This is a genomic window from Hymenobacter humi, from assembly GCF_042665855.1.
GTDB lineage: Bacteria > Bacteroidota > Bacteroidia > Cytophagales > Hymenobacteraceae > Hymenobacter > Hymenobacter humi.
The window spans coordinates 72,531-85,048 of the sequence record NZ_JBHTEK010000007.1 but is presented as its reverse complement, the minus strand read 5'-3'; the positions used below and the strand labels follow the sequence as shown (position 1 = coordinate 85,048).

Here is a 12,518-nt window from a genome sequence, read left to right as displayed (position 1 = left end):
ACTTCACCCGTGTTCTTGACTCCGGAAAAAGCTACTGATCTCACCCGAAGCGTTTTGCCGACCGACCGGGGCTGTCGCGCTGGTAGGCGTCTTCGTCGAGCGTTAGCAGCTCCTGAATCTGGGGCAGCGCTATGGTGCCGCCCGTGCGTTTGGCCACCAGCTTGCTGAGTTTCTCTAGTTCGGTGGCGGCGCTCATAGCTGGGTATTAAACAAAGTGAAGTATTCGGTGCGAACCATTGCCTCGATGTCTTGGATGTAATCGCCGAGTGGCGTTTCCCGATACTCTTCAATCGCGTACTGCCGATTTTTCAGCTGGGTGCCCGAGGCATCGGCAAAGTAGCGTTTGATGAGCTGGCAACGGTCAAAATACCAGGACGCCGAGGGCACATTGGCTAGGCCACGCTCAATACGCTGAATTCCGTCTTGCGTGAGGAAGTACGCTTTGCGGATGTCCTTAAGCCCCATGCTGGTCTGCTTCCTAAACTCGACCAGCCCCACTGATTTCAGAAAGCCGATGATGTCGTCCAGGTCCTGATAGGCTCCGAAAAAGAACCGCTTCATTTCGTCGGTGCGCAGTTCCGGTTCCCCCTTAGCAAAAATATTGCTGACAATCAGTTGCACATCAGCGCCACTGGGTACTCCGGTTTCCTGGTGCAAGCGTAGCAGTTCGAAGCACAAGTAACTAGGGTAGCGCAGCAGGAAGTCTATTTTTTGGATTTTTACTTCGGAATAGAATACTCTGGCCAGTGTTGGCTCCAACGGTTCTGCATAAGCCTCAGAAAAAAATAGAGGATAAGCAGAACACGCAACCGTTCTCTGTGTGGGGCTATTTTCATGGTAATGCGATGGGACAGGCCTTGAGCAAACTGCTGTTTTCACCGCTGCCCTATTTCAATCCGCAAAGTAGCGTGGTTTTATTCTGATGCATTTCGCCAGCTTCGCAGTGACTAAGGCACGTAACTAAATTCGGCAACGCATAGTCGCTCGTGCAAAGACAGGTCTGTTATGCAGAAGGGCTATAACCATTTTACACCCGTCCTTCTGCAACGCATCTTATAGAAGCTAATATTATGTAATCGGGCGGTTGGAAAGCGCTATTGCTCCTTGGACTGCTGATAGGCAGGAATAGTGATTTTACATATTGTAAACGAGCCCCTGCAATCCGTTACAACCGGGTAGAAAGTAGAGATGAATGGCAGCAGAGGCTCGTCAAATATGCCGACGAAGGGGCCCTTGTTTGCCGCTTTTCGCCCGGGCGATCTAGCGGTTGCCCAGGCGCTCTTGCTCTTCGCGCACCAACTGCTGCAGTTCCGCTTCCGATGGCAGGTTCACTTGGTACTTGCTAACGAAGAGCTGCTCGGAGAGCCCAGCGGTCGCGTAGCGCACGAGCGTGTCGTTCTGCTGTGCGCACAGAATGAGCCCCACCGGCGGGTTGTCGCCTTCGGTCATCTCCTGCTCCCGGTAGTAATTCAGGTACACGTTCATCTGCCCCGCGTCGGCGTGGCTGAACGCCCCAAGCTTCAGGTCCACCAGCACGTGGCATTTCAGGATGCGGTGGTAAAACACCAGGTCAATGAAGTAGTGCTCGTTGTCGAAGGTGATGCGCTTTTGCCGGGCCTCAAAGCAGAACCCCCGCCCCAACTCCACCAGAAACGTCTGCAAGTGGGCAATAATCGCGGCCTCCAAGTCGCTCTCGCTGTAGCGGGCCCGCTCGTCCAGCCCCAGAAATTCCAGCACGTAGGGGTTTTTCATTACATCGGCAACCGCCAGTGGCTGGGCGCCGGCATGACCGGCCAGCACCGCGGCCTTGTCGGCCGAGAGCCCCGTGCGCTCGTAGAGTGCCGAATCAATAGCCCGCTTCAACTCCCTTACCGACCAGCTGTTCTTCACGGCGTGCACCTCGTAAAACGCCCGCTGCACCGGCCGGTCCAGGGCCAGCAGTTCCAGAAAATGCGAGAAGCTCAGCCGCGTCAAGAGCAGATCGGGAGCAATGCCCGGCCGTGCGTCCGTCCCGACCAGCTGCTCGGAGGCCACCGGCGCGGGAAGGCCGACCGTGCTCAACAAACCCGCCCGGTGCAATTCTCCAGACACTGTCTGGAGAATGGTCGGATACGCCCGGTAAAACGCTCGGCAGTCATAGAGGCGTTGGACGGCGAGGCCCTTGACGCCGCGCAGCTGCCGGGCCAACTCCGGCAGCACGCGCTCGCCGTATTCGGCCCGGTCGCTGCCGCCCTGCTCGTACTCGGCAATGTGCCAGCCGATCAACCAGTTGCGCACCGTCAGCCAATAGTTGATTTGTTGCGCCGCCGCCCGTTGCGCTTGGGCGTGCAGCTGCCCAATCTGTTCGGCCAGCGTCGAAAGCGTGGTTTCTGCCATGGGTGCGAAGGTACGCCGGGCCCAGGGGTGCGCCCAAGCAGTCGGCCTAGAGGAAACGCGGCAGCGGGAGGAAGAGAATCGCCTTCGCCTTGTCAAAAAATGTTCTGTTTCTTAACAAAGAGGCGCGGCCTATGTAAAGGAAAGGCCCCTTTCCTTTACATAGGTTGGCCAAACGTCCCTAATGGCGGTGGCGCGATGGCCCGGGTGAGCAGCCGCTGCACGGACATGGGCAGGAACAACTTCCCCTTCGCGTGCGGTAGCCCCCTGGTTTAACTCCTGGGCAATCTGTTGCAAGGTGTGCCCCTGCGCGTGCAGCAGCCCCCGAGCCGGGTGGCCTGCTGGTTCTGTTGATTCGTGCGCGCATTTTCCTGCCGAAGGTGCCGGCTCTTCACGATGGCTGCGGGCGTTAGGTTGGCCGGCGTACCGAGTACGGCTCCGCGAGCCTTCTTCGCTTTCAGCGCCTCTTTAGTCCGTTTCGAAATCGTCTCCCGCTCGTGCTGGGCGATGACGGCAAAGAGGCCCACCGTTAAGGTATTGGCGTCGGGCATGTCGCAGCAGACAAACGCTACCCCGGAATCGCGCAGGGCGAAAATGAACCCCGCATTCCTCGACAGCCGATCGAGTTTCGCAATGAGCAGCGTGGCCCCGACCCGCCGGGCCTCGGCGATGGCGCCCAGCAGTTGGGGCCGCTGGTTCTTCTTGCCGCTCTCGATTTCGATGTACTCGGTCAGCAGCTGGGCCGGGTCCGCGACGAAGGCGCGCACCGCGGCTTGCTGGGCTTCGAGCCCCAAGCCGGACTGGCCCTGGCGGGCGGTGCTCACGCGGTAGTAGGGCACATAGCAGGGGCTCACGGGCAGCATAAAAGGCGGGGGTTGGTACAAAAGTAGCGTTTATAACGTTTATTAAACGCACGTTTAATAAACGTTATAGGCGCAATGCTGCCAGTCCTCCCGATGGAGTAGCGACTGGTACGGGAAAGTATCAGTCCCTATGTATTTCAAATGCGTAGCGGTCTTGCCATATGCGGAGATTCCTTTTACATAAGATTGGTTGCAGTAAAAAGATCTCTCGGGGCCTAGCCAGCTTGAGAAAGTGATTTGCTCATCCCGGAATTGTCTCTTTACATAATGTAGCTTATATCCCCGCTCTTGGAATCGTGGTAGATTTCAGCCCGGTCCTGTTGCTTCAGCCGGCGTGGTACTTTGGCGGGACGGGGCCCGGCCCTACCCAGCGGGGCGGGCCCCGTTCAGCGCCCCCGCCGCGCGGCCAGCACCCAGTCCGTTCCGGTTCGGCCGCGGCAGGGAGTCCTGGAAAACGACTAGGGTACTGGCGTAGTTACCTTACTTCGCCCGGTAAATATCCTACTTGGCTGAGTCACCGGGCCGGGTCAGACCCGCCTACTTTTGCTCCGCATATACCCCATAACGGGCTTGCAATTGCATTAATTATGCATATATTGGGACTAATTGCATAATATAGAATATTCTCATTTTCTTATGGCTCCTCTGTCCCCTGCCTCCGCGCTGCCCCGTTTCGGCTTCCTTCTCCGTTTCCGCACCGGCTTCGTGCTCGGGCTGCTCGCGCTGCTGGCCGGGGCTTGGAGCCCCGCGTACGGGGGCAGCAGCTCGGCCGGCAGCAACCACAGCCTGGCCGTGCGTCCGGACGGCACGCTCTGGGCCTGGGGCGGCAACGGCGGCGGCCAACTCGGCGACGGCACCACGACCCAGCGCCAAACGCCCGTGCAAATTGGCACGGCCACCACCTGGCAAAGCGCCAGCGCGGGCGGCGGCTACAGCCTGGCCGTGCGCACCGACGGCACGCTCTGGGCCTGGGGCAATAACACCTACGGCCAGCTCGGTGACGGCACGACCACCACATCCCTGACCCCGGTGCAAGTCGGCACGGACACGAATTGGCAGAGCGTATCCGCTGGTTTTCACAGCCTGGCGGTGCGCACCGACGGCACGCTCTGGGCCTGGGGCAACAACCAGTTCGGCCAGGTGGGCGACGGCACGACCACCACGCGCTTGGCCCCCGTGCGAATCGGCACGCTCACCACGTGGCGAAGCGTCAGCGCCAGCACCGCCTTCAACGAGTTCAGCTTGGCCGTGCGCACCGACGGCACGCTCTGGGCCTGGGGGCCAACGGCAACAACCAACTCGGCGACGGCACCACCACCCAGCGCAACGCCCCGGTGCAAATTGGCACGGCCACCACGTGGGCCAGCGTGGAGGCGGGAGACTCCCACAGCCTGGCCGTGCGCACCGACGGCACGCTCTGGGCCTGGGGGCCAACGGCCAAGGCCGGTTGGGCGACGGCACGACCACCCAGCGCAACGCCCCCGTGCAAATCGGCACGGCCACCACCTGGCAAAGTGCTAGTGCTGGCAGCGACTACAGCCTGGCCGTGCGCACCGACGGCACGCTCTGGGCCTGGGGGCCAACGGCAACAACCAACTCGGCGATGGCACCAACCTGCCACGCAACGCCCCCGTGCAAATCGGCACGGCCACCACCTGGCAAAGTGCCAGCGCCGGAGGAATCCACAGCGTGGCCGAGCGCACCGACGGCACGCTCTGGGCCTGGGGTACCAACCGGAGCGGCCAAGTCGGCAGCCGCACCTTATCCACCAACCCGCAGCTGCTCCCGAAGCAGGTCGGCACGGCCACCACGTGGCAAAGCATTAGTGCCGGGCAATACCACAGCCTGGCGGTGCGCACCGACGGCACGCTCTGGGCCTGGGGGTCTAACGAGTATGGTCAGCTCGGCGACGGCACGTTGACCAACCGTTCAACCCCGGTGCAAATCGGCACGGCCACGAACTGGCAGAGCGTGGCCGCCGGTGACATCCACAGCCTGGCGGTGCGCACGGACGGCACGCTCTGGGCCTGGGGCGAGGAAGCGCCGGCCGGCTCGGGGACGGCACCAACACGCAGCGCACCGCCCCGGTGCAAATCGGCACGGGCACGAACTGGCGGAGCGTGGCCGCCGGATGGCTCCACAGCGTGGCCGTGCGCACGGACGGCACCCTCTGGGCCTGGGGGCTAACTACGTCGGGCAGGTCGGGGCCGGTTTTGGCGGCAGCAACAGCACGTTTTACGCTCCGGTGCAACTGGGCACGGCCACAACCTGGCAGAGCGTCAGCGCCGGCCGCGACCACAGCCTAGCGGTGCGCACCGACGGCACGCTCTGGGGCTGGGGCAACAACAACTACGGCCAGGCTCGGGCCCGCCCCTTTCAGCCCGCGTTACGTTCCCACGCAAGTCGGCACGGCCACCACGTGGCAGAGCAGCGGGGTGGGGCTCTCGTACAGCCTGGCCGTGCGCACCGACGGCACGCTCTGGGCCGGGGGCAACAACGACTACGGCATGCTCGGCGACGGCACCACGACGGTGCGCACCGCCCTGGTCCAAATCGGCACCGATGCAACCTGGCAGCGCATTGAGGCGAACTACGGACAAAGCCTGGCCGTGCGCACCGATGGCACGCTCTGGGCCTGGGGGCTGAACACCCAGGCCCAGGCTCGGCGACGGCACGTTGACCAACCGCTTAGCCCCGGTGCAAATCGGCACGGGCACCACCTGGCAAAGCGCCAGCGCGGGGGACGGTCACGGCTTGGCCGTGCGCACGGACGGCACCCTCTGGGCTTGGGGCAGCCAGGGCTCCGGTCAACTCGGCATCCCTTGGCAGAGCGCGGTGCCCTTGCTCATCTTCACGGCAAGCGGTCCATTACCCGTAGAGTTGGTCAGCTTTACCGCCCGCCGCACGGGCCCGCGCACCGTGGCCCTGGCCTGGCGCACGGCTTCGGAGCAGAACAACGCCGGTTTCACCATCGAGCACTCCCCGACGGGCGCCAGTTTGCCGCCCTGGGCACCGTGGCCGGCCACGGCACGAGCAGCGCCCCCGCGCCTACGCTTTTACCGCCGAGCCCGCCCCGAACGCCGCGTACTACCGCCTGGCGCAACGCGACGTAGACGGCGCGGTGGCGTACTCGCCCGTGGTGTTTGTGCCCGCGGCTGGCGCGGCCGGGACCTTGCAGGCTCGTGCCCAATCCGGCCCGCGGCCGGGTACAGCTGCCGGGGTTGGGCGCAGTGGCCGCGCTGCAGCTGCTCGACGCGCAGGGGCGCGCCGTGCGCACCGGCACCGGCGCTTCCCTTTCCCTGTCGGGGCTGGCCCCGGGCCTGTACCTGCTGCGGGCCGGCGCGCCCGGCCAGCCCCTCGCACGGCCCGCCTCGTGGTCGAATAGCCCGGGGTGCACCGGCCTGGCAAGCGCTCCGGTGCCCCGCTCTGGCCGGGGCGCCGGAAGGGCCGCGCGAGGATTGTTGGCCTCGGTTAAAAGTTTGGTGCGAAGGTTAAACGACGAACTGGTTATCGTTCTCAACTTGGCTATAAATACTTCCCATACGTCAACTGATCGGTCATTAACAGGATTTCCAGATAGGCCGAACTCGCTCTGAAGATTACGCAATAGCCAGCTTTTCAGTGAGCCATTACCTGGTTTATCCCAGGTCGGCCTATCAGTCATTGGCCCTGCTGCTTGCAGTACCGGATAGGTCAACAAGGTGGGGCCATCACGATGCATAACTGGTTCCACTTTCTGGCCCCCTTCTACCTGCTCATCTCCCACCAATTGGTTGGGGCCAGCAAGGCGTGGCTTTTTGAACCACGGCAACGCTTAATGAAAGGCAGATAAGTCAACGTTATCAGGCCCTATCATTTGAAAGTAATGTCGCTCTATTAACCCCCAACCTAGGGATAAGGAAAGCTTATCGTACCTAAAAAGGTAACGCCTGCCAGTACTCCTGCCAAAGTGACTTGACGCATCTGGCCCGCCTTGCGAGAGGGCATCGCGCAACGGCCGCTTACAGGATCACCACGACGGAAAATCCGGCGGTGCCGCTTTGGTAATAAGGCAGCACGACGGCCCGGTTCGGCAGGCCTTTGACCAGGACGCGCTGCATATAAGGATACACCCAGTACGCGAGCTCCGTCGAGAGCAGGCCCACGCCCGCCCCCGCCAACACATCGGAGCACCAGTGGTTGTCCTTCGCCACGCGCAGGGTGGCGACCCCGTCGCCACGGCGTAGCCTCCGACGCTATACCAGACGCTACGTTCCCCGTACTCCCGGTCCAACAAGCGGGCGGCGGAAAAGGCGGCGCTCGTGTGCTGGCTGGGAAAGGAATCAAAGCTGTTGCCCTGGGGCCGCTCGACGTGCGTGAGCCGCTTTAGGTTGCTGGTCAGCGCGTTGTTAAGGGTGTAGGTCAGGGCAAAGAGCAACGCCTGGTTGCCGGGGCTGTGCGTGCCCGTGACGCCCATCAGGCTGAGGCCAACGGCCGCGTAGGCGGGCACGTGGCGCAGCTGGTCGTCGACGGAGGTGCGGAACGGCTGGAGGTGCTCCCGCAGCTCTTCGCGCAGTTCCTCATCGGATTCAACGAGGGCCACCCGGTGGGTGGTCAGCGCGCCGGCACCCAGCAGCAGCACCGGCACCAGTACCCGCCGTCCCGCCGGTTGAAGGACCCCGCCCGCCCGGCGGCGAAGCAGCGTCGGCCGGGCGGGAAAAGCCCCGAGTCAGCGGCCACAGGTTGCTGGGCCCGACCGGGAACCGAGGCCACGAGCAGCCCGCCCACCAGCAACTGCGGAAAGAAAGAACGCCCCATGCGCATGGTAATGGCGAAGAAGGATAGCGAAAAGAAACGGGGCCGGGAACCGGCACGCGCCGGGTGTGGCGGTTCCTGGCTTTAGCGCCCCGTCGTCCTGCAACACGGGGGCTTGGCGCAACTGTTCCCGCTTGGCCAAGACGAGGGCCCGCCGCGTCTGGCAACGGCTACGATAACGCCCGACCGGGTACGCCCCCGACGAATCGTGTTGGCGTCGGCTCAAAACCGAAGTGCTCAACGGCGGCCGCTTCGCCAACCTCGCGGAAGCGGGACTGGAAATCAGTCATGACATCGCCTACTACCATGCCGAACGACGTGATTCCGCCCGCGGCGATCGGGCGCCCAACCACGTCGAAAGCCACCTGCAACCCAGGTCCCAACGCTGTCCGGCGTAGCTATACCACCTCACTTATTCCCTGACCCAGCACCGATTTGCATAAATAATTTAACCATCCTCATGAAAACCGCGTTCGATATCGCGTGCGAAGCCTGTCAGTTGCGCAAACAGGCCGAGCACCAAGCCCATTTTCGGCAGTTGCAGCGCGAAGTAGCGCGCCTGCCCCAGGCGCCAATGAGTGGCCCCAACACTCCCCGTGCGCTCCCCAAACGGGCCCGAATCTAAGTAACTCCTTTCCGGGTGAGCCGAATCGGAGCCAGTCGGCTCCTTTCATCCGAAGGGTATTGTTCGCCGGTACGGGCCCCCTCCCCACTCCTCCCCTCCACGGGCGCGTTGGCGAGCCCACCCGACGCGGCCGCCAACTGGTGGACGCCGGGCCGGCCGCGGGCGAACCACCCGCCCTGGGGTCAATTGGGCGACCAGGTGCCTTGCTGCAAGGCTAGGCGGAAGTACACCAAGGGCCGGAGTTGCTCGGGGTGCTTCAGCACGTGCGTGAGGTACGCGCCCTCGGCGGGCGTCAGCGCAATCCAGGCCACGGAATAGCCGTTCAACACCACCGCAATTTTCCACGGGTTGGCGCGGCGGACGAGCCGTCCTTCGAAGTCATCGTCCTCAAAGGCCTCCAGTTGGGACAAGGCACTGCTCATGTACAGTGAACGCACGAACGGCCCGGGCGTTATGGCCCAGTTGGGCCGGCGGGGTACGCGGGCGCCGTGCTTTTCCCGTAGCTCCGCTAGCGGCCTTGGTCACGAGAAGGCTGATGCGGGCCCTGGCCGGCGCGAAGGGTCGCGGGCGGCGCCAAGCCCGGCGCCCGGCTTCCCCTCCACCCAAGTACGCCTCGGCATTGGGCCAGCCCCAGGAGTTGCGCGTGATGGCGTTCCCCGGCCGGCGTGCGGGCCGGGCACCGGGGCCGGAAATGGAGATCACTTCGGTGTTACCTTAGGCAACCCCTTGCCCCCCGCGATGAACGAAACAGAACGCTTGCTGGCGCGACTCGTGGAAGGGCGCCAGACGCCCTCGGTGCAGTACGTGTTTTTCGACCAGGACCGCACTATTCAACACACGCAGCTTGGGTATGCGGATGTCCTGCACCGCCGCGGAACGACCGCGCAAACCACCTACCAGGCGTACTCGGTCACCAAGACCTTCACGGCGTTGGCCCTCCTGCAATTGGCCGAACAGCACCGGCTGGCCCTGGACCAGCCCGCCTTGTCCTATTTGCCCGACTTTCCCTACGGGCTGGACATCACGGTCCGGCACCTGCTCACGCACACGGCCGGCCTTCCCAATCCGCTGCCGCTGGGGTGGATCCACCTGGCCAGCGAACACCCGACCTTTGACAGCCGGGCCTTTTTCCAGCGGATTTTTCGCCAGCACCCCACGCCCCGGACTCCGCCAAACCAGCGCTTTGCGTACTCCAACCTGGGCTACGTGCTGCTGGGGCAAGTCATCGAGCACGTGTCGGGCCTGCGCTACGAGGACTACGTGCGCCAGCACATTCTCGCCCCGCTGCAGCTCACCGCCCGCGAGTTGGGTTTTGCCGTGGCAGACGCCCGCTGCCACGCCAAGGGCTACCACAAGCGCACGAGTTTCTCCTACCTACTCCTGGGATGGCTGCTGGACAAGGACAAATACATGAACCCGGCGGAAGGGATGTGGAAGCCGTTCAAAACGGTGTACGTCAACGGCGCGTCGTATGGCGGTTTGATCGGCACCGCCCCCGCCTTTGTCCGGTACCTGCAAGCGCTGCTCACCAGCCATTCGGTCCTGCTTTCGGACGAGTACAAACAGCAGCTCTTTGCCGAAAACCGCACCAATGACCACCGTCCCACCGGGATGTGCCTGGCGTGGTTTCGGGGCCGCCGCAAGGGACCGACTACGTGGCCCATGCGGGCGGCGGCGGCGGGTATTACTGTGAATTACGTCTCTACCCGGCTCTAAAAAGGGCAGCGTGCTGCTGATGAACCGCACCGGGCTGAAGGACGAACGGTACTTAGACCAGGTGGATTCATTCTTGCTGGGTACCGGCTAGCCCACCGGGGCCATCCCCTACGCCTTTTGGATGCCCGGCGGGGCCAGATGCCCTAGCGGAGCTGGCGCAGGGTCGTGTGCAGCACGCGCACCAAGCGGGCGTGCAGCTCGGCGACGGGCACCTGCTCCCGCTGGCGGGCCCGGGCCTGCAGCCGTTCCCGCACCACGGGCAGGCCCGGGTGCCGCCCGGCGTCCAGGTTGGCCAACGCTTGGGTCAGGCCGTGAAACCGCTCGTGCAAGCCGGCCGCGCCGGCGGGCGCGAGCGCCACCGAGGCCACGCACTGCCCGTCGCGCAGCACGACCAGCACCCAGGGGTGCACCGACTGCACCAGCAGGCCGGTGTAGGACTGGCCGTGGAAGGCTTCGAGTCGCTGAAATGGCTTCGAGTTGGAGCATTATCATTCTACTATGTTTACACACGCCGGCTGTACGGCCCCGACCTTGGTGATCAGGCGCTAGGCGGATCAGTCGACGCACGCCCCCGCCGGGTGGCCCGTGGCCCACCGTGCTTGCCGCAAGGCCAGCCGGAAGTACCCCAACGGCCGCCGCTGTTCGGACCCGCTCAAGGCGGGGTGAGGTCCTGCCGCTCGGCGAGCGGCAGCGGGACCGAGGCCACGGACTGCCCGCCCCGCAGGACGGCAATCGCCCACGGCTCCCCGGACCGGACGAGCAGGCCCGGGTAGCGGGGCCTGGGAAAAGTTCGAGGCGCTGCAAGGCCGTGTTCCTCTTTACTATTGCGCCTAAGGGTCGTATTTCAACCATTCCGGGCGGGCCGTGCTCCGCTGCGTGCGCCGCCCTCGTCCGACGGGTGGCGCGGCCCTGCCCGCCCGCTACGACCGCGCCGGCGGGCCCTGCAAGGCCCGGCGGAATGCCTCCAGCGACTGCAGGTGGTGCGGCGCGGGCAGGGCCCGGCGAATGGCTTCCCATTCGCCGGGACGCAACGGGACGGTGGCCACGCACCGCCCGCCTTGGAGCACGGCCAGTTCTTCCGGGGGGCCACACTGGACCACCAGGGCTTGATACTCGGCATGCCGAAAAGCGGCCAAGCGCTGCAGGGCGTTGTTCATGGCAGTTTAAAAACAAAAGATAGGGTTTATTTAAGCATATCCCTGCTCTTTCGTTAATAAATAATCCGCCCGCGGCCCAGTGGTCCTGATTTCGCGGCTCCGCCGGGCCCAGGCCTGCCGCCGGTCCCGGGAGGTTACGACAAGCTCATCATTATATAATAATTTAATTAAATAATTATAGTATTGCTTGCAATTACCATTCCGTCTGTATAAGTTGGCGTATCGTTTACCCTTTTCCTCTTTTTTCACCTCCCCCAGCGCGACCCCTTGGAGACCAGCGATGGACTTCTGGGCGAACCGCTTGCCCTCCGACGCCGGGGCCCCGCCACCGGGAGAATACAAGAACGCCACGGCCGCTCTGGTCGTGGCGTTCTTGTATTCGCTATTCCAGACGATACAAATTGAACGTAACTATCGGAATGCGCTACCTATTGTTCCGCTCCGTCGTTTAAGGCGGTGGCCTTTTTCCGTTTGCTTCCCCGCGATGGGCCTGTACCTGCCCCATTGGCAGGCCGTTGTGTGCCGACGTTGGCCAGCGCGTGCGTCGGGCAACGGACCCGGACGCCCAGGCCGGGGGCCGGCACCGGGCGGGGTACTCCGAGTCGCTGGTGGCCCGTGGCCCGAACCGCGGCGGTTGGGAAGGCCGGTCTCATGGGCGCACACGAGTCGCCCCAGCCGCCCCTGCGCGGGAATCGCACGCCCCTTCGTCGCTAAACGTTAACCCTTCGGGCGCTTCCGACCTCTCCCATCGCGGTGCGCCGGGCGAAAACGTTCCCACCCCTGGTACGGAGGGAAATGGCCACCCGGAGGCGCCAAACGGGAAGGGCTCCGGTTCGCCGTCCAGGGGCTACCCTTTCCGTCCTATGGCTCGTTGAAGCAAAGCACAGGGTTTCTAAGAAAAAACATGCTCGTTCTGAAAGGAATGGGCTTTTTTTAGTTCATTCAAAGCGAATGTTAAAATAGGTGAACAGAAAATAGTTACATTTAGGG

General features: G+C 63.4%; 13 protein-coding genes and 6 pseudogenes. 10 read left to right on the top strand and 9 right to left on the bottom strand.

Annotation, left to right across the window (positions count from 1 at the left end):
* Nucleotides 1-40: 40 nt before the first annotated feature.
* The 4 genes from ACFQT0_RS31360 to ACFQT0_RS31345 form a co-directional block, all read right to left on the bottom strand.
* Nucleotides 41-196, bottom strand: coding sequence for a hypothetical protein (locus ACFQT0_RS31360; protein ID WP_380207378.1), 156 nt, complete (start codon nt 194-196; stop codon nt 41-43).
* The gene (locus tag ACFQT0_RS31355; RefSeq protein ID WP_380207376.1) at nt 193-759 is read right to left on the bottom strand and encodes a hypothetical protein; all 567 of its coding nucleotides are present in this window, start codon (nt 757-759) and stop codon (nt 193-195) included. The genes ACFQT0_RS31360 and ACFQT0_RS31355 overlap by 4 nt, the downstream gene beginning before the upstream one ends.
* Nucleotides 760-1,260: 501 nt before the next feature.
* Nucleotides 1,261-2,376, bottom strand: coding sequence for a PDDEXK nuclease domain-containing protein (locus ACFQT0_RS31350; protein ID WP_380207374.1), 1,116 nt, complete (start codon nt 2,374-2,376; stop codon nt 1,261-1,263).
* 269 nt (nt 2,377-2,645) lie between these two features.
* The gene (locus ACFQT0_RS31345) at nt 2,646-3,236 is read right to left on the bottom strand and encodes a recombinase family protein (RefSeq protein WP_380207486.1); all 591 of its coding nucleotides are present in this window, start codon (nt 3,234-3,236) and stop codon (nt 2,646-2,648) included.
* A 636-nt stretch (nt 3,237-3,872) separates the two neighbouring features.
* Here ACFQT0_RS31345 and ACFQT0_RS31340 point away from each other — a divergent pair.
* The 8 genes and pseudogenes from ACFQT0_RS31340 to ACFQT0_RS31305 form a co-directional block, all read left to right on the top strand.
* Nucleotides 3,873-4,445, top strand: a pseudogene (locus tag ACFQT0_RS31340) (RCC1 domain-containing protein); the annotation flags it as partial.
* A pseudogene (locus tag ACFQT0_RS31335) lies at nt 4,436-4,636 on the top strand (hypothetical protein); the annotation flags it as partial. The pseudogenes ACFQT0_RS31340 and ACFQT0_RS31335, both read left to right, overlap by 10 nt.
* Nucleotides 4,594-4,725, top strand: a pseudogene (locus tag ACFQT0_RS31330) (hypothetical protein); the annotation flags it as partial. The pseudogenes ACFQT0_RS31335 and ACFQT0_RS31330, both read left to right, overlap by 43 nt.
* A 77-nt stretch (nt 4,726-4,802) precedes the next feature.
* A pseudogene (locus ACFQT0_RS31325) lies at nt 4,803-5,264 on the top strand (RCC1 domain-containing protein); the annotation flags it as partial.
* The gene (locus tag ACFQT0_RS31320) at nt 5,258-5,542 is read left to right on the top strand and encodes a hypothetical protein (protein ID WP_380207516.1); all 285 of its coding nucleotides are present in this window, start codon (nt 5,258-5,260) and stop codon (nt 5,540-5,542) included. The pseudogene ACFQT0_RS31325 and the gene ACFQT0_RS31320, both read left to right, overlap by 7 nt.
* Complete coding sequence (locus ACFQT0_RS31315) at nt 5,482-5,820, top strand: RCC1-like domain-containing protein (protein WP_380207514.1); 339 nt, start codon at nt 5,482-5,484, stop codon at nt 5,818-5,820. The genes ACFQT0_RS31320 and ACFQT0_RS31315 overlap by 61 nt, the downstream gene beginning before the upstream one ends.
* Nucleotides 5,821-5,933: 113 nt before the next feature.
* Nucleotides 5,934-6,011, top strand: a pseudogene (locus tag ACFQT0_RS31310) (hypothetical protein); the annotation flags it as partial.
* 346 nt (nt 6,012-6,357) lie between these two features.
* Complete coding sequence (locus ACFQT0_RS31305) at nt 6,358-6,621, top strand: hypothetical protein (RefSeq protein WP_380207518.1); 264 nt, start codon at nt 6,358-6,360, stop codon at nt 6,619-6,621.
* Nucleotides 6,622-7,245: 624 nt separating this feature from the next.
* Here ACFQT0_RS31305 and ACFQT0_RS31300 read toward each other — a convergent pair.
* Together ACFQT0_RS31300 and ACFQT0_RS31295 are read right to left on the bottom strand one after the other, a co-directional pair.
* A complete protein-coding gene (locus tag ACFQT0_RS31300) occupies nt 7,246-7,857 on the bottom strand; it encodes a hypothetical protein (protein WP_380207485.1) in 612 nt (203 codons plus the stop codon).
* Nucleotides 7,830-8,039, bottom strand: a complete 210-nt coding sequence (locus tag ACFQT0_RS31295) for a hypothetical protein (RefSeq protein ID WP_380207368.1) — start codon at nt 8,037-8,039, stop codon at nt 7,830-7,832. The genes ACFQT0_RS31300 and ACFQT0_RS31295 overlap by 28 nt, the downstream gene beginning before the upstream one ends.
* 206 nt (nt 8,040-8,245) lie before the next feature.
* On the opposite strand from ACFQT0_RS31295, the pseudogene ACFQT0_RS31290 reads away from it, so the two are divergent.
* A pseudogene (locus ACFQT0_RS31290) lies at nt 8,246-8,428 on the top strand (hypothetical protein); the annotation flags it as partial.
* A 409-nt stretch (nt 8,429-8,837) separates the two neighbouring features.
* On the opposite strand, the gene ACFQT0_RS31285 reads toward ACFQT0_RS31290, so the two are convergent.
* Nucleotides 8,838-9,077, bottom strand: a complete 240-nt coding sequence (locus tag ACFQT0_RS31285; protein WP_380207364.1) for a hypothetical protein — start codon at nt 9,075-9,077, stop codon at nt 8,838-8,840.
* Between the two features lie 316 nt (nt 9,078-9,393).
* Here ACFQT0_RS31285 and ACFQT0_RS31280 point away from each other — a divergent pair, with 316 nt between their 5' ends.
* On the top strand, nt 9,394-10,371 hold the full coding sequence (locus tag ACFQT0_RS31280; protein ID WP_380207483.1) for a serine hydrolase domain-containing protein: 978 nt from the start codon (nt 9,394-9,396) through the stop codon (nt 10,369-10,371).
* Nucleotides 10,372-10,514: 143 nt separating this feature from the next.
* On the opposite strand, the gene ACFQT0_RS31275 is transcribed toward ACFQT0_RS31280, so the two are convergent.
* Together ACFQT0_RS31275 and ACFQT0_RS31270 are read right to left on the bottom strand one after the other, a co-directional pair.
* A complete protein-coding gene (locus ACFQT0_RS31275) occupies nt 10,515-10,790 on the bottom strand; it encodes a hypothetical protein (RefSeq protein WP_380207361.1) in 276 nt (91 codons plus the stop codon).
* A gap of 501 nt (nt 10,791-11,291) precedes the next feature.
* Complete coding sequence (locus tag ACFQT0_RS31270; RefSeq protein WP_380207481.1) at nt 11,292-11,528, bottom strand: hypothetical protein; 237 nt, start codon at nt 11,526-11,528, stop codon at nt 11,292-11,294.
* Nucleotides 11,529-12,518: the final 990 nt, after the last annotated feature.

What these genes read in the sequence shown, in the direction of transcription:
- ACFQT0_RS31360 (WP_380207378.1), bottom strand. Translation starts at nt 196, where the DNA reads ATGAGCGCCGCCACCGAACTAGAGAAACTCAGCAAGCTGGTGGCCAAA.
- ACFQT0_RS31350 (WP_380207374.1), bottom strand. Translation starts at nt 2,376, where the DNA reads ATGGCAGAAACCACGCTTTCGACGCTGGCCGAACAGATTGGGCAGCTG.
- ACFQT0_RS31345 (WP_380207486.1), bottom strand. Translation starts at nt 3,236, where the DNA reads ATGCTGCCCGTGAGCCCCTGCTATGTGCCCTACTACCGCGTGAGCACC.
- ACFQT0_RS31295 (WP_380207368.1), bottom strand. Translation starts at nt 8,039, where the DNA reads ATGCGCATGGGGCGTTCTTTCTTTCCGCAGTTGCTGGTGGGCGGGCTG.
- ACFQT0_RS31285 (WP_380207364.1), bottom strand. Translation starts at nt 9,077, where the DNA reads ATGAGCAGTGCCTTGTCCCAACTGGAGGCCTTTGAGGACGATGACTTC.
- ACFQT0_RS31280 (WP_380207483.1), top strand. Translation starts at nt 9,394, where the DNA reads ATGAACGAAACAGAACGCTTGCTGGCGCGACTCGTGGAAGGGCGCCAG.
- ACFQT0_RS31270 (WP_380207481.1), bottom strand. Translation starts at nt 11,528, where the DNA reads ATGAACAACGCCCTGCAGCGCTTGGCCGCTTTTCGGCATGCCGAGTAT.